Below are 16213 nucleotides of genomic sequence, written 5' to 3'. Positions count from 1 at the left end.
TTTAACATAGCTATAGATTTAAATAAATTATAGCATAAAAAGAGTTTATGAAAAAAAATTTCATCAAATCAATTGCGAAAAGAAATTTTTTTGACTATAGTAGTAGAAGATGAAAAAATATTTCATGAAGGGGACATATAAATGAAAATTGGATTAATTGGCTTAGGAAAAATGGGATATAGTTTAGCTTTAAACTTATTAGATCATAAACACGAGGTTGCAGCATTTGATGTAAATGCAAAGGCTGTTGCAGAAATCTCCGAAAAAGGTGGACAAGGTGTTAGCTCATTAACAGAATTAGTTTCATCTCTTCCATCTCCAAAAGTCGTTTGGGTAATGGTACCAGCGGGTCAAATTACAAATAACGTACTTCAAGAGCTTAAAGAATTACTTGCCGATGGAGATATTGTTATCGAAGGTGGAAATTCTCACTATAAAGAATCAATCGCTCGTGGAAAAGAATTTGCTGAAAAGGGTATTCATTTCCTTGATGTTGGTACGAGTGGAGGAGTGGAAGGCGCAAGAAATGGTGCTTGTACTATGATTGGTGGAAACAAAGAAGCATTCCAGCATGTAGAAGAAATTTTTGAACATATTTGTGTAGAAAACGGCTACCTTTATGCAGGAGAAAGTGGAAGCGGCCATTATTTAAAAATGATACATAATGGAATTGAGTATGGAATGATGCAGTCGATTGCTGAAGGTTTTGAACTGCTTGATAAAAGTCCATATAATTATGATTTTGAGCAGGTTGCAAGGGTATGGAGTAACGGGTCTGTTATCCGTTCTTGGTTAATGGAATTGACGCAAAATGCTTTTTCAAAGGATGCAAAGCTTGAAGGAATTAAAGGAATTATGCATTCTTCAGGGGAAGGAAAATGGACAGTAGAAACAGCCTTAGACCTTCAAACGGCTTCCCCAGTAATTGCTCTATCCCTTATGATGAGATATCGCTCGTTGGAAGAAGACACTTTCTCAGGAAAAGTGGTTTCTGCTTTAAGAAATGAATTTGGCGGACACGGAGTTGTCAGTAAATAATTGAACTGGTAGAACAACAGATGGAACTTTCATCTGTTGTTTTTTTTTACCCTAAAATCCTTTTTCTTTTCATTCAGACGTTTATTACCATTCATAGTTCTTCACAAAAAATAAAGAATAAGAAGGCAAGAAAACTTTTGAGAAAAAGGGGGTTTTTCGATTGATAAAAAAACCAGCAGGGATCCTTCTAACAGCGGTCCTCACAATGGGGTTAGCAGCTTGTAATAACAATGCTCGTAATGATATCAACGATCGTGACCGAGTGGGAATGAACACAAACCGAAATGACCACATTCTTGATGTTCGGAATGGACGGGATGATGGGATTGACCATAATGGTCCGCTTACAGAGGATTATACAAATACTAACAACAGCCAAAGTGATACAGATCGTAATTGGTTTAATAATAAACGGAAAATAAATAGAAAAAATGATGATATGATTTCTGCTTACCAAACCAATTTGGACAGTAATCAATATCCTCATACTAGGGCAGTATTGATTCGCGACGCCAAGTATCAATTTGTTCAAATGGACCCAAAACAGGGTTGGGCAGGGATTATGAATCAAATCCAGCCGTATATCAATCAACAGTTTCCAACTGGTCAAGCACCTGAGGGTCAGCCGGCACCACAGCAGACTCAACCTGCTCCTAAGCAGACAACACCGATGGCACCGAAGCAGGCACAGCCGGCACCAACAGCTCCGGCTCCAGCACCAAAACAGGCACAACCTGCACAACCAGCACAAAAACAGCCAGCAACCAATGCGCCTACTAGTGGAGCGGTTAGCCAATATGTACAACAAGTCATAAACTTAACAAACGCTCAACGAAGCAAAAACGGACTTCCGGCATTGAAAGCTGATACTCAATTAAGTGGGGTAGCACAGAAAAAATCACAAGATATGCAGCAAAATCATTACTTTTCACATACTAGTCCAACGTATGGATCTCCTTTCGACATGATGAGGGATTTTGGTGTGACTTATAAGTCTGCTGGTGAAAATATTGCACAAGGACAACAAACACCACAAGAAGTAGTAACTGCTTGGATGAACAGCGAAGGGCATCGTAAAAACATCCTCAGTCCAAATTTCACTCACATTGGAGTTGGATTTGAACAGACTGGGAAGCATTGGACACAAATGTTTATTGGCAAATAAACCTGTAAAAGAAGGCTGACTCATTGAGTCAGCCTTCTTTCGCTTTTGAATCAGTCATATTCAAGAAATTCGTTAGAGCAGGGAATTCGAATTGAAAGATTGTTCCTTTGCCTACTTCACTATCAACCCAAATTTCACCATCCAGGGCACGCACAATGCTATACACCACCATCATGCCTAAACCGGTACCATTTTTACCTTTTGTGGAGTAAAAAGGTTCACCTAATCGATCAAGCTGCTCCTTTGTCATGCCAACTCCCGTGTCTGTCACTCTAATGGTGATACAGTTTTGGCTATATTCAGTTGATAACGTTAGATGGCCGCCATGAGACATTGATTCAATCGCATTTTTTAGGACATTAATAAAGCATTGTCGAAATTTTTGTCTGTCCCCTTTAATGAATCCGATTACTGAGAAATCGGTAATAATCTCAACCGAATTTTGATTGGCCAAAGGCTGAAGAATATTTATAATTTGTCGGAGTTCACTTTTTACATTCAGTTCTTCAAAGGTTTCTAAGTCTGGTTTAGCAAAGGTTAAATAATCTTGGATGACCCTTTCGGCAGAATGTAATTCTTCCTTTACGATGGATAAATACTCCTTCCTTTTTTGTCTAGGTAGATAATCATCCTGTAGAAGTTGAACAAAACCGCTGGCTGCAGTTAGCGGATTGCGGATCTCATGGGAAATTGCAGCCCCCATTTGTTCAACGGCTTTTAATTTTTCTGCCTTTATTAGTTGTTGGCGCATCTCAGTATTTTTTATAACAAATTCTATCGAGTAAGAAAGAATGCCGATTCCGAGGGAAGGTATGACCAAATAGGCAAACCAAGCATCGAACCAGTTTGTTTTAGTATTGCTGAAGCTCATGCCCAGGACTGTAACGATGGAAAGGATCATACCCATACAAACTGTGGTAAATATTCGTCGAACGGGAACCTGCTTCCAAAACCATGGATACATACGCCAAAAAATAATAATAAGTGGTGCATAAAGAACGGATGTTTGAAGAAAACCTAAATTTAATCCGTAGAAACTTCTTAGGATTATTAGTGATAATACAAGGATGGGTCCAATTCCTACATAAAGGCCGCCAAGTACTAATGGAATAATTCTTAAATCGTACCTAGCATAGGGAACTGGATTATAGGAGATTTGAATACATAACAATATCAAGATACTAAATATTAAGACTAAAGAGGGTTTAGAAAAGGTGAATTTTTTACTTTTTTCAAGAATTAACAAACCAAAGAAAAGCAATATAATTAAAAGGGAGAGATTTAAGAAAAGGTGTTTCGTAATTTCCATAAACATCACCGTCCATTAGGGCTCATAGGAAAATTTTACAGGTATTTCCCTTATTATACAACAATATTTGCGAAATTTTTAGAAAGTTATACAAAAAAGGCCTCTTAATGAGGCCTCCTAGTTTTGTGCAGTGACTGGTTCACGGCTAAATTCTATGGCAGCCAGTTTTGCACTTTCCTTTGCTTTTGCTAAGATTTCAGGTACCCTTTGGGGATAAAGATCAAAACCTTCAGCAACGACAGTATCCATGACGTTTATACCAAGGAAGGTAAGGGCAATTCTTAAATAACGGTCACCAGATTCCATATCTTGAAGTGGGGTTCCTGTATATTGTCCACCCCTTGTCTGGATATGAATGGCTTTTTTATCTGTTAAAAGTCCTTTTGGTCCGTTTGCTGTATGGGCAAAGGTTTTGCCTGCAATAAATAGGTTATCTAAAAAGGCTTTTACTACCGCGGGGGAATTTAAATTCCACATGGGTGACACAAAAACGTAATAGTCATAAGAGATAAATTCATCCGCAAGGGCGTGCATTTTTAAGATTTTCTCTCTTTCCACTTCGGACAATTGATCTAATGTATATCCATACCCAGCTAATTTCCCTCTAGCAAACACCAAGTCTGCATCCATTTGAGCAAAATCTAATGAAAATAAATCCATTCTTTTAATTTCAACGTCGGGACGCTGTTGTTGATAGACCTCGAGGAAGGCTTCACCGATTTGCAATCCCTTTGATTTTTCAAGTCCTTTGGGGTTTGCTGTTACATAAAGTAATTTTTTCACTAAAACACGACCTATCTGAAAGTATTTAATTTCTTACTCTCATTATAGAAAAAATATCTTTGCTCAATATTGAACAAACAGTGACGTTCATGAACATTAAGTGTCAACTATAATCTGTGTTAAAGAACAGTGTTGATTTTTTTACCCTGTTGATTGGAGCGGAAGGCACGAAGACTCCTGTGGGAGTATGGTTCAGGGGAGACCCCGCAGGCGCATGCGCCGAGGAGGCTCGCCGAAACACCCACGAACCGCTCGTGCCTGGAGCGGAAATCAACAGGCAAGTTTAACAAAGCCTTACTAAATAAAAGCGTAATGAGGCTGTTTCTTTTATATAAAAATTTAATAAGTGTTATACTTTTTAAAGAAAGCCAAACTATAGAGGGTAGAACTTAAATGTTAAAATAGAACGAATAGAAAGAGGGCGTTAGAATGACAAAACAACAAATTGGAGTCATTGGTTTAGCTGTTATGGGGAAAAACCTTGCGTTAAATATTGAAAGTCGAGGATATTCTGTGGCTGTTTTTAATCGTTCTTATGATAAAACAGAAGCATTTTTAAAGAATGAAGCTGAAGGGAAAAATTTTGCGGGTGCTCAATCAGTTGAAGAATTTGTAAATTTATTAGAGAAACCAAGAAAAATTTTATTAATGGTGAAAGCAGGAACCGCAACAGATGCAACAATTGATTCCTTAAAACCATATTTAGAAGAAGGCGACATTCTTATTGATGGTGGGAATACATTCTTTCAAGATACAATCAGACGAAACAAAGAACTCGAGTCAGCTGGTTTCCATTTTATAGGGACAGGTGTTTCTGGTGGTGAAGAAGGTGCATTAAAAGGTCCGGCAATCATGCCAGGTGGAAAAAAAGAGGCATACGAACTAGTGCAGCCAATCTTCGAAGCCATTTCAGCTAAAGTAAAAGGTGACCCATGCTGTACATATATTGGACCAAATGGAGCGGGGCATTATGTGAAAATGGTACATAATGGGATCGAATATGGAGATATGCAATTAATTTCCGAGGCCTATAATATTCTAAAGAATGTCCTTGGTTTAAGCGCGGAAGAACTTCATAAGGTATTTGCCGAATGGAATAAAGGAGAATTAGACAGTTATTTAATTGAAATAACAGCAGATATTTTTACAAAGGTTGATGATGAAACGGGTAAACCACTAGTTGATATGATTCTGGATACAGCGGGTCAAAAAGGTACCGGCAAATGGACCAGTCAAAATGCATTAGATTTAGGGGTACCACTACCAATTATTACAGAATCCGTATTTGCTCGGTTTATTTCGGCAATGAAGGACGAGCGTGTGAAAGCAAGTAAAATTCTTAATGGACCTGGAGTTCGTGCATTTGAGGGAGACAAAGACGAACTAATTGAAGCAATCCGAAAAGCTTTGTACATGAGCAAAATTTGCTCCTATGCACAAGGATTTGCACAAATGCGTGTAGCATCAGAAGAATATGATTGGAATCTTCGCTATGGTGATATTGCCATGATTTTTAGAGGCGGCTGCATCATTCGAGCGCAGTTCCTCCAAAAGATTAAAGATGCCTATGACCAAAATCCTGAACTAGCCAATCTTTTATTAGATCCTTACTTTAAAGAAATTGTTGAAAACTATCAGGGATCATTACGACAAGTGGTTGCTCTAGCGATTGAACGAGGAATTCCTGTTCCGTCCTTTGCCAGTGCAATCGCCTACTACGATAGTTACCGTACAGAAACCCTTCCAGCTAACCTATTACAGGCTCAACGTGATTACTTTGGCGCACATACCTATCAACGTGTGGATAAAGAGGGAGTGTTTCATACGAACTGGATGGAGTAATTCTTCTGGATTGCAAGTGAGATATGTTGAACTGCCAAAAAGACTGCTAAGAATATTTAGCGGTCTTTTGTTTTTGTTTAGCGTACAATGTCAAATGCTTTTTTCAAATTTTAGGGTAACTCAAACACACTTACTGTTTTTTTCGTTTTTTTTCACAAGTAACAATTAATCAAGTTTTATGAAAAAGGCACCATTTTCTTGATTCAGAAATGGGTATACACTCGTTTTTTGGTCTGCATTGATGCAATTTGCCATTGAGTACAAATTTCTTTTTTACAGCCAGTTTGGGCCGTAGACTGCTTCTATGCGACCTTCTTCTCCTTCTTCCAGCCAGTTTGGGTCCGTAGACTGCTCCTATACGACCTTCTTCTTTTTTTTCAGCCAGTTGGGGCTCGTAGACTGCTCCTATGCGACCTCTTCTTTTTTTTCAGCCAGTTGGGGCTCGTAGACTGCTTCTATACGACCTTCTTCTCTTTTTTTCAGCCAGTTTGGGCCCGTAGACTGCTCCTATACGACCTTTTTCTCTTTTTTTCAGCCAGTTTGGGCCCGTAGACTGCTCCTATGCGACCTTCTTCTCTTTCTCTTTGCCTGTCGGGGCTGAACGAGGCGCTTCCGCCTTTTATTATTTCTTTCATCAAATTGTAAGAAATAAAAAAATAATGCAATAAAAACAGATATAAAATATGGTTATGGTAATTTTTAATTAAAAAGTTTGTTGATAAAGGCGGGAGCAATAAGTGAACCAACATTCCCAAAATGGCCAAACCTTAGAGAAATTACAATTACGAATAGATGAGCTCGAGAAGAGGGAAGTGGAGCTCCAAAAACAATTGCGTTTACATACATCCTTACATTCCAGGGTTTTAGATGCACTGCCAATAAATGTTTTTTTAGAGGACCCTGAGGGCAGAACAATATTTGCAAATAAACAGGCTTGTCTTGCAAATGGTCTATCATTGGATGAACTGGTAGGAAAAACAGTGTTTGATTTTTTCCCGCAACATATAGCCCAATTAAATCGTGAAATTGACCTCGAAGTATGGGAAGAGCGTCGTCTTATAACAAGGGAAGCAAAGGTTGGATTTCAAGGGAAAGAATCAATTATGTTTTCTGGTAAAACGATAATTGAACTACCTGAATCAGGAAAAGACTTCCTCCTTGGTTTTGGATTAGATATAACTGACTTGAAAAAGGCAGAAAAGAAGATAGAGCATATGGCTTACCATGATGCTTTAACCGGTCTGCCGAATAGGTGGTTTATAAAGGCATACCTTGAAAAATATCTACATGATTTTCATATGGGGAATAACCAAATACTAGGAGTGGTTCTCTTAGATTTAGATCATTTCAAGGTCATTAATGATAGTTTAGGACATCAAGCAGGGGATGCTTTATTGCAGGCAGTGGCAGAACGATTAAGAGATACAGTCGGGAAAGAAAATATACTAGCGAGATTTGGTGGAGATGAATTTGTACTCATAATTCCTAATGTTTCTAGTTTAGACATGGTTAATGAATTATGTGACTTCATTCTTGATGTAATGAAAGAACCATTTTGGATAAATAAACAAAGGTTTACTATATCGCCTAGTATTGGAATATGTTTGCATCCAGAACATGGGAGTGATATGAATAATTTAATTAAAAATGCTGACCTTGCAATGTATCATTCAAAAGAAAAAGGGAGAAATTGTTATTCATTGTTTGTTCCTAATATGAAAGTCCACGCAATGGTACGTATGGATATGGAGATAAATTTAAGGCAAGCCCTTGAAAAACAGGAGTTCGTCCTCCATTATCAACCTAAAATGAATTTGAAAACAGGCAGGATTTCCGGTATGGAAGCCTTAATCAGGTGGAAAAGTGATGAAAACAAACTCTTATATCCAGATACATTTATATCAATTGCTGAGGAATCTGGATTAATTGTTCCTATTGGGGAATGGGTATTACGCAAAGCATGTTCTGAATGTAAAATGTGGCATGATGCTGGGTTTGACGAGCTGACAGTTAGTGTAAACATATCGCCAGCACAATTTCAAAAACAGAATCTCGAAGAAGTGATTAGTGTGATTCTTTCTGAGACAGGTTTGCCGCCAAGGGCATTAGAATTGGAATTAACAGAGAGCACTGTGATGAAGGAACCAGAACTTGCAGCAAAAATACTAAAGAACCTTAAGTCTCTTGGGATTTCCATTTCAATTGATGATTTTGGTACTGGTTTTTCATCATTAAGCTATTTAAAGAACTTTCCGATTGATACTCTAAAAATAGATAAATCTTTCATTATGAACCTTGGCTATGATGAAGAAAATAGCGCCATTGTAACAGCTGTGATTGCACTAGCACATATACTCAAATTAAAGCTCGTTGCTGAAGGTGTAGAGACTTTAGATCAATTGGATTTTTTACAATTGGGTGCCTGTGATCTTGCACAGGGTTTTTACATTAGTAAACCTGTGGAAATTAATTCAATTAGAGAGATGGTAGGGAATTGTTTATTAGTATAAAAAAATGAGGCTGACAAATATTAGTCAGCCTCATTCCTTTACGCCCATTTTACTTCTTGCAATAATCCTTGTCTAAACAATTGAATTAAAAATTCATTATAGAAATCTTTTCTTACGATGATTTGATACCTATTATTAGGATGAATGTAATAATGAATATCTGTTAAAATTTTATTTTCCTCAAAGTATTCTCGAACAAGTTTAAGTCCTTTTTTTAACTGGCTATCCAATAAGGTGATCGTGAATTCAAAGTCATCTCCGTTAGTGGTTTCTTTTATATCGAGAAGCTGTGCGTCATATTTATACTCTACTTTCATCATACTCCCCCTAAATTAGATATCTTAAATAAATGTAAACGGTACAAATTACGATAGAAAGGATCATAAGCGGAAAGGCAATTAAAAGGAATTTTCCAAATGTAATGTGATGTCCTTCTTTTGCTGCAAGTCCGGCTACAATAACATTGGCACTTGCCCCGATTAATGTTCCATTCCCCCCTAGACAAGCTCCAAGTGATAAGCTCCACCAAAGTGGTTCTAAATTATTGATACCAAGTTCCCCCATATCTTTAATCATTGGAATCATCGTTGCGACAAACGGGATATTATCAATAAACGCAGACGCAATCGCACTGACCCAAAGAATTAAGATTGACGTAGAGGTTACATCTCCCCCAGTTAGATGAACGGAGTAATCTGCTAGTAATGAAATAACTCCTGTTTCAATTAACCCTGAAACGAGTACAAATAGCCCGATAAAGAAGAAAATGGTTGTCCATTCAACCTTTCCAAAAGACTTGTCTAAATATTTTTCTCCTGTTAAGAGAAGTAACAGAAAGGCCCCTGCTAAGGCAACTGTTGCTGATTCGATATGAAACAGCTGGTGCAGGAAAAATCCCAAAATGGTTAATGAAAGAGCAACTAACGACTTAATTAAAAGAGTTCTGTCTGTGATTTCTTCTTTTTCATCTAAGTCCATTAAGCTTGCCTTTAATTCGGCTGTTGTCCGAAGCTGTTTCCGATAGATTAGCGCTAAAATGGCAATGTTCACAAATAAGATAAAAAATGATATCGCTGTAAGATTATCGATAAAGGCCATAAACGTTAATTCTTTAACTGCACTTCCTAGCATGATATTCGGAGGATCCCCAATAAGAGTCGACGTTCCTCCAATATTGGAAGCAATAATTTCAGTGATTAAAAAAGGTATCGGGTTAACCCGTAATTGTCTAGTAATACTAAAAGTTACTGGTACCATTAAAAGTACTGTAGTTACGTTATCTAGAAAGGCTGATCCTAAGGCAGTAATAATGCCAAGGACAAGTAGTATTTTTAATGGGTCCCCTTTCACTTTTTTTGCTGCCCAAATGGCTATGTATTTGAAAAGACCTGTCTCGGAGGTGATAGCAACAATGATCATCATTCCTGTCAGTAATCCGAGAGTATTAAAATCGATATGGTGTAGGGCCTTTTCTTGACCGATAATTCCCAGTAAAACCATCATGATACCGCCGGCCATGGCAATGATTGTTCGATGGATTTTTTCTGTAACTATAAAGGCGTAGGTGATGAGAAATACGCCAATTGCGATTATTGCTTGTGTTGACATGATCGACCTCTTCTCCCAAATTTTTTATCCATTGGTGAAAAAAATACAAAAGGAGCCCGTATTTGACAGACTCCACCTAAAATTCACCGAATATATTATTACCTTTATTTTATAAAAGTATACTATGAAAGTAAAGGGACAATTTGTCTAAAAATTGCGTAAAAGACATTCTATAGCCCTAACTTTTTAATAAAATCTACTGTTTCCTGATGTTCTGATTTCATCAAATGGTATAAGCCTTTATCAATTGGGACTAGAGATTTCCCCGATTCATCAGCAATGGGGACAGTTTTGGACTCTCCATCAATCACTCTCCATTTTCCTGCAGCTCTCTTTAATTTTAGGTCAATAATCCCAAGTCGGTTACCGAAAGCGCCTGCCATGACAACGGGCTTTCCATTAATTGTTCCTGTTTCCATGTTCGTGTTGGGAAGATGCTTATAAACAGGTCCAGGGAACACACTATGGGAATGTCCAGCTAATACCGCATCAATACCCGATATTTTGGTTAAGTAGTAGACTGCATCTTCTGATTCGGGATTATAAGGTTCATTACTTATACCGGTGTGAGCCAAAGCAATGATGATATCAGCACCATCAGCTTTCATGATCGGAATAAATTCCTTAGCAGAATCAACAATAGGTTTTGCGAATACTTTTCCCTCTAGGTTTGTTTTATCCCACTTCATTATTTGTGTAGGCATGAACGAAATAACACCAATCTTCAGTTCATGCTGTAATCCATTTTGATCCACTACATTTCTTTTTAATATTACATATGGAGTAAAGTAAGGTGTATTTTTTTTAACTGAATAAACATTGGCATTTAAGACAGGCATCTTTGTCCCTTTTAAGGCCGCATTTAAAAATTTTAATCCATAATTAAATTCATGGTTTCCGATAGCTATAGCATCATATTTAAGATAATTAAATGCACGATAAACAGGGTGTGTCTTTCCTTTGTTAATTCCTCTTATTCTTGCAAGGTACTCACCGAGTGGATTTCCTTTTAAATGATCACCGTTATCAAATAATAAGGAATTATCAGCTTCTTTCCTTGCTTTACGGATGAGAGTGGCAGTTTTAACGAGTCCAATCCGATTGTCCACTTTTGTTTGATAATAGTCATAATTGAGAAGTGAAGCATGCAGGTCAGTTGTTTCGAGGATTCTCAAACGGACAATTTCATGGTTGGTTGGAGTGACTTCAGCTGCGTGAGTTAATGAGGAACTTGAAAGCATAAAGAAAGAAACTATAAGAAAAAAAGTAAACCTATTCATCTGCACCAAGATGACCTCCCTCAAATTTCTGATTGTATTTAGTAAACTTAGTATTTGTTTTCTTTTTAGAAATATGAGGTTTAATACCTTGAAGAATTTATTCAAGTCTTCTTTTCCCTTTTATGACAATCATGTGAAGTGTGACATTGGTCAAAGCGATGTAGAAAAAAAGTAGCTTATAATGAGAAGTGAAGTAGTTGAAAAATTTTCCAAGATTAACCCTATTGTAAACGCTTACAACAAAAAGATGGGTGGGACTCTTTAAATGAATCCTAGCACAAGAATAACCATTGTATCTGGCCATTTTGGCAGCGGGAAAACTGAGATTGCTATCAATTTAGCTTTAACCGAGAGGCTGAGCCATGGAAGGGTGGCCATTAATGATTTAGATATCATAAATCCATATTATCGCTCCCGGGATCTTGCACCTATTTTTCAGGCGCACGACATTGAATTGATTTCTCCCAAGAGTCACTTGGCCACCTCCGACCTACCAATCGTTTCAGGAGAAATGTATCGTGTATTGCATGACTATAGATATAGGCTAATCGTAGATGCAGGTGGTGATAAGGACGGTGCTACAGCATTAGGGCAATATTATCACGAATGGAAGGACTTAAATCCGGAACTTCTCTTTGTCCTAAATGGGAATCGGCCATATGTCAGCACGTTAGAAGGAGCATTGTATACAGTTGAACAGATAGAAAAGGTCTCACGGTTAAAAGTGACAGGGATTATTAACAATTCAAATTTATCTGCGGAAACCACGATGAATGACATAGAAAAAGGGTATGAGCTTAGTAAAAACGTAGCAGAGAAACTCGAAATTCCTTTACTCTATTCAACTATATCGTCTCATTTGAAAAAAGAAGCTGAAGAGTTCGCCAAAACCCACGATGTTGTTTTTATTAATCGATTTTTGAAATTACCATGGGAATGTAAAAGGAGTGAATGACATTGGAGAAAAGGGTAGTTTTTAATGAAGAAATTTGTAAGTCTTGTAGCTTATGTGTGCAAGTTTGTCCCACTAACGTTATTTTTCTTTCAGACTATTTAAATGGAAAAGGATATCGGCCAGCTGCAGTTGTTGACCAGGAGCATTGTATTAGCTGTGCGAAGTGTGCACAAATATGTCCTGAATCTGTCATAGCCGTGTATAGACCAGTAAAAATCTTGCAAACTGTGTGATTCGAAAGGAGTTTTTTTCATGGGGAAAGTGTTAATGAAGGGTAATGAAGTCATAGCGGAAGCAGCCGTCCATGCTGGTTGTAAATACTTTTTTGGCTATCCAATTACACCGCAAAGTGAACTTGTTGCCTATATGGCAAGAAGACTACCCGAGGTAGGCGGGTTGTTTCTTCAAGCGGAGAGTGAAATCGCTGCCATCAATATGGTGTATGGGGCAGCAGGGACCGGTGTAAGGGTGATGACTTCTTCTTCCAGCCCAGGCTTCAGTTTAAAACAAGAAGGAATATCCTATTTAGTCGGTTCAGAGCTTCCAGCGGTGATTTGTAATATCGTTCGAGGGGGTCCTGGTTTAGGGAATATCCAGCCTGCCCAATCCGATTATTTTCAAGTGACAAAAGGTGGGGGACATGGAGATTATAATATCCCTGTATTGGCACCAGCAAGCCTGCAGGAAATTGTTGAACTAACACAGGATGCCTTTGATATTGCTGACCGTTACCGAACTCCGGTTATTTTAATGGGTGATGGCATGCTTGGGCAAATGATGGAGCCAGTGGAATTTAGAGAACGTGAAAAAGCACTTATAGACGAAAAAGAGTGGGCTACAACCGGTACACGTGGAGATGGAGGGCCAAGGATTATTACTTCTCTTGAACTGGATGCAGAAAGCCTCGAACAGCGAAATTGGAAGCTTCAGAAGAAGTTTGCCACAATCAAAGAAAATGAAGTCAGATATGAAACTTATCAAGTTGAAGATGCGGATTATATCATGGTTGCCTATGGAACCGTTGCGAGGATTACGATGAATAGCATTAATCAGGCAAGACAAAAAGGTGTTAAAGTTGGCTTAATTAGACCCATTTCCCTTTGGCCATTCCCTGAAAAGCCATTTATAGAAACAAGAGACCAGGTGAAAGCTTTTATTTCAGTAGAAATGAGCGCAGGTCAAATGATTGAGGATGTTCGTCTAGCGGTAAATGGTCATGCACCTGTTGACTTCTTTGGCAGGACTGGAGGAGTAGTACCGACACAAGAAGAAATTTACGATAAGATTATGACGGTTGCCGGGGGTGTGAACGTATGACAATGAAAACGGTTTTTAGGAAAACAAACGGGCTGACTGATAAACCTACTCATTATTGCCCTGGATGCACACATGGTGTTATTCATCGCCTTGTGGGTGAGGTACTAGAAGAAATGGATATACTTGAAGATACGATTGGTGTCGCATCTGTGGGTTGTTCAGTGTTATCGTATGAATATTTTAATTGTGATATGACACAGTCTGCACATGGCCGTGCACCTGCGGTAGCAACGGGAATAAAGCGTGTACTCCCTGATCGATTTGTGTTTACTTACCAAGGCGACGGAGATCTAGCCTCCATTGGTATAAGTGAAGTCATTCATGCTGCAGCGAGGGGCGAGAAAATAACTGTCATTTTTGTCAATAATGCAATTTACGGGATGACTGGTGGGCAAATGGCACCAACAACCTTAATTGGCCAAAAAACAGCAACCACACCGTATGGAAGAACCGAAAGTGTGCAGGGTTTACCCATTCGAGTATCAGAAATGATTGCAACTCTTGATGGAGCTGCTTATATTGAGCGTGTTTCTTCACATGACGTTCCACATATAATGAAGGCTAAAAAGGCGATTCGTAAGGCCTTTGAAACACAAAAGAAAGGGTTAGGCTTTTCAATGATTGAAGTGTTATCAACGTGCCCAACTAATTGGGGACTTGCCCCTCATGAATCTCTTGATTGGGTAAAAGACAATATGATTCCTGCTTATCCTCTCGGAGTAGTTAAAAATAAAGAGGAGGGAATTAAGTGATGCAAGAAGAAATTATTATTGCTGGCTTTGGTGGGCAGGGTGTGATGTCAATGGGGCAACTCATTGCTTACGCTGGAATGCTTGAAGGGAAAGGTGTTTCATGGCTTCCCTCCTATGGACCTGAGCAAAGGGGTGGGACAGCGAATTGTGCGGTCGTTGTCAGTGATGAACCAGTAGGATCCCCACTTGTTACCAAACCATCTACAGCAATCGTTTTGAATAATCCTTCTTTCGATAAGTTTGAGCCGCGAGTTCGTTCGGGAGGGCTTTTAATTCTAAATTCATCATTGGTAGTCAGGACTTCGGAGCGAAAGGATATTCAAACGATTGAAATCAGTGCGACAGACCTTGCCAATGATTTAGGAAATTCTCGGGTGGCCAATATGATTTTGTTAGGAGCTTTTCTAGAGAGGACCAAAATTGTTTCGGAGGAAGCGATTCTTGAATCTTTAAAGAAAGTCCTATCAGCTGAAAAACATCATTTAATAGAAATTAATGAACAGGCACTGAAAAAAGGAGCGTCTCTTGTGGAGGTCAAAATTTCTTAAAACGAAAATCAGTCGTTCCAAACGGCTGATTTTTTTTATGTGAAAATGTTCACTGGGTAAATAGGATGAGTCACAAGTGCCCAAAGAGCAACAAAAAAGAGATTTCACCGTAGTGGGAGCGACTAGTGCCTGTTAAGGAAGAAAAAGAGAGGGAACGGTAACTAGTGGGAGCGACTAGTGCCCAAGAAGGGGAAAAAAGAGAGAAAAATGTAACTAGTCAGGACGACTAGTGCCCGTGAAGGGAAAAAAAGAGAGAAAATGGTAACTATGCGCCCGAATTGCCTGATGGTAAAGGATTACGGTCGCATAGACAGACTCTATGAGCCCGAATTACATGATGTAGAAGGTTACGGTCGCATAGACAGGTTCTATGAGCCCGAATTGCCTAATGGAGAAGGATTACGGTCGCATAGACAGACTCTATGAGCCCGAATTACATGAAAGAGAAGGGGTACGGTCGCATAGACAAGTTCTATGAGCCCGAATTGCCTGAAGTAGAAGGGGGGACGTTCGCATAGTCAGGACGACTAGTGCCCGAGTAGGGAGAAAAAGAGAAGGAACGGTAACTAGTGGGAGTGACTAGTGCCCGTGAAGGGAAAAAAAGAGAGAAAACGGTAACTGGTCAGAGCAACTATTCCCAAAAAAGCAGAGATTAAAATATAGTTTTTGTGTCATACAAGATAATGTGATGTGGCTCACTTAATTGAAAATGATTTTCAATTAAAATAAGTGTAGAAAGATGCTAAGGAGGAATTATTGATGGAAAAGAATTCAGTTAAGTCATATATGGAATATAGTGAAGAGCGATTTACCAAAAGAGTTATGTATAAAAAAGGTGAAACCACAGCTTTCGTTCTAAACTTCCTGCCAGGTCAACAGCTCCCTATTCATAAGCATCCAGGTACCGAAGTATACATTTTTGTCGTAACAGGAACGGGAACAATCGTCATTGATGGGAAATATTCTGAAGTGTCCGAAGCAGACTTAATCCATGTAAATAGTGAAGAAGAAATGTCCTTCAAAAATAACGGTAATGAGCCAGTAAGCTTGTATGTGGTATTAAGCAAATATCCTAATGAAAATTATGCTAAAAATATTTAAAAATG

The 16213-nt window shown here is 38.5% G+C and carries 15 protein-coding genes; 10 read left to right on the top strand and 5 right to left on the bottom strand.

Features of this window, described 5'->3' with window-relative positions; translation table 11 throughout:
- Nucleotides 1–141: 141 nt before the first annotated feature.
- Together gnd and AC3A54_RS09860 are read left to right on the top strand one after the other, a co-directional pair.
- The gene (gene gnd / locus AC3A54_RS09865) at nucleotides 142–1038 is read left to right on the top strand and encodes a phosphogluconate dehydrogenase (NAD(+)-dependent, decarboxylating) (protein WP_487654317.1); all 897 of its coding nucleotides are present in this window, start codon (nucleotides 142–144) and stop codon (nucleotides 1036–1038) included.
- Nucleotides 1039–1198: 160 nt separating this feature from the next.
- Nucleotides 1199–2203 carry a CAP domain-containing protein gene (locus AC3A54_RS09860; protein WP_487654316.1) on the top strand — a complete coding sequence of 335 codons (1005 nt, stop codon included), beginning with the start codon at nucleotides 1199–1201 and terminating at the stop codon, nucleotides 2201–2203.
- Nucleotides 2204–2231: 28 nt separating this feature from the next.
- Here the strand turns inward: AC3A54_RS09860 and AC3A54_RS09855 are convergent, their stop codons facing one another.
- Both AC3A54_RS09855 and AC3A54_RS09850 read right to left on the bottom strand, forming a co-directional pair.
- Nucleotides 2232–3512: an ATP-binding protein gene (locus tag AC3A54_RS09855; RefSeq protein ID WP_487654315.1), complete on the bottom strand. Its 1281-nt coding sequence runs from the start codon at nucleotides 3510–3512 to the stop codon at nucleotides 2232–2234.
- A 117-nt stretch (nucleotides 3513–3629) separates the two neighbouring features.
- On the bottom strand, nucleotides 3630–4295 hold the full coding sequence (locus tag AC3A54_RS09850) for an FMN-dependent NADH-azoreductase (RefSeq protein ID WP_309866236.1): 666 nt from the start codon (nucleotides 4293–4295) through the stop codon (nucleotides 3630–3632).
- 429 nt (nucleotides 4296–4724) lie between these two features.
- Here AC3A54_RS09850 and gndA point away from each other — a divergent pair, with 429 nt between their 5' ends.
- Together gndA and AC3A54_RS09840 are read left to right on the top strand one after the other, a co-directional pair.
- Nucleotides 4725–6137, top strand: coding sequence for an NADP-dependent phosphogluconate dehydrogenase (gene gndA, locus AC3A54_RS09845; protein WP_487654314.1), 1413 nt, complete (start codon nucleotides 4725–4727; stop codon nucleotides 6135–6137).
- Between the two features lie 737 nt (nucleotides 6138–6874).
- A complete protein-coding gene (locus AC3A54_RS09840) occupies nucleotides 6875–8647 on the top strand; it encodes a putative bifunctional diguanylate cyclase/phosphodiesterase (protein ID WP_487654313.1) in 1773 nt (590 codons plus the stop codon).
- Nucleotides 8648–8685: 38 nt separating this feature from the next.
- Here AC3A54_RS09840 and AC3A54_RS09835 read toward each other — a convergent pair whose 3' ends face one another.
- The 3 genes from AC3A54_RS09835 to AC3A54_RS09825 all read right to left on the bottom strand — a co-directional run bounded on the left by AC3A54_RS09835 (nucleotide 8686) and on the right by AC3A54_RS09825 (nucleotide 11535).
- The gene (locus tag AC3A54_RS09835) at nucleotides 8686–8964 is read right to left on the bottom strand and encodes a hypothetical protein (RefSeq protein ID WP_487654312.1); all 279 of its coding nucleotides are present in this window, start codon (nucleotides 8962–8964) and stop codon (nucleotides 8686–8688) included.
- 10 nt (nucleotides 8965–8974) lie between these two features.
- Nucleotides 8975–10255, bottom strand: coding sequence for an ArsB/NhaD family transporter (locus AC3A54_RS09830; protein WP_487654311.1), 1281 nt, complete (start codon nucleotides 10253–10255; stop codon nucleotides 8975–8977).
- 170 nt (nucleotides 10256–10425) lie between these two features.
- A complete protein-coding gene (locus AC3A54_RS09825; protein ID WP_487654332.1) occupies nucleotides 10426–11535 on the bottom strand; it encodes a metallophosphoesterase in 1110 nt (369 codons plus the stop codon).
- Nucleotides 11536–11800: 265 nt separating this feature from the next.
- Here AC3A54_RS09825 and AC3A54_RS09820 point away from each other — a divergent pair, with 265 nt between their 5' ends.
- The 6 genes from AC3A54_RS09820 (at nucleotide 11801) to AC3A54_RS09795 (ending at nucleotide 16208) form a co-directional block, all read left to right on the top strand.
- The gene (locus tag AC3A54_RS09820) at nucleotides 11801–12490 is read left to right on the top strand and encodes a hypothetical protein (RefSeq protein ID WP_487654310.1); all 690 of its coding nucleotides are present in this window, start codon (nucleotides 11801–11803) and stop codon (nucleotides 12488–12490) included.
- Entirely contained in the window at nucleotides 12487–12723 is a 237-nt protein-coding gene (locus AC3A54_RS09815; protein ID WP_487654309.1) for a 4Fe-4S dicluster domain-containing protein, read from the top strand. The genes AC3A54_RS09820 and AC3A54_RS09815 overlap by 4 nt, the downstream gene beginning before the upstream one ends.
- Nucleotides 12724–12742: 19 nt before the next feature.
- On the top strand, nucleotides 12743–13807 hold the full coding sequence (locus tag AC3A54_RS09810) for a 3-methyl-2-oxobutanoate dehydrogenase subunit VorB (RefSeq protein ID WP_487654308.1): 1065 nt from the start codon (nucleotides 12743–12745) through the stop codon (nucleotides 13805–13807).
- Entirely contained in the window at nucleotides 13804–14559 is a 756-nt protein-coding gene (locus tag AC3A54_RS09805) for a thiamine pyrophosphate-dependent enzyme (RefSeq protein ID WP_487654307.1), read from the top strand. The genes AC3A54_RS09810 and AC3A54_RS09805 overlap by 4 nt, the downstream gene beginning before the upstream one ends.
- Nucleotides 14559–15107, top strand: coding sequence for a 2-oxoacid:ferredoxin oxidoreductase subunit gamma family protein (locus AC3A54_RS09800; RefSeq protein WP_335547920.1), 549 nt, complete (start codon nucleotides 14559–14561; stop codon nucleotides 15105–15107). The genes AC3A54_RS09805 and AC3A54_RS09800 overlap by 1 nt, the downstream gene beginning before the upstream one ends.
- Before the next feature lie 759 nt (nucleotides 15108–15866).
- Nucleotides 15867–16208: a cupin domain-containing protein gene (locus tag AC3A54_RS09795; protein WP_335547885.1), complete on the top strand. Its 342-nt coding sequence runs from the start codon at nucleotides 15867–15869 to the stop codon at nucleotides 16206–16208.
- Nucleotides 16209–16213: the final 5 nt, after the last annotated feature.

This window comes from Neobacillus sp. Soil_C_43 (assembly GCF_057656715.1).
The sequence above is the reverse complement of the archived record's forward strand: the minus strand, read 5'-3'. Positions and strand labels throughout refer to the sequence as shown.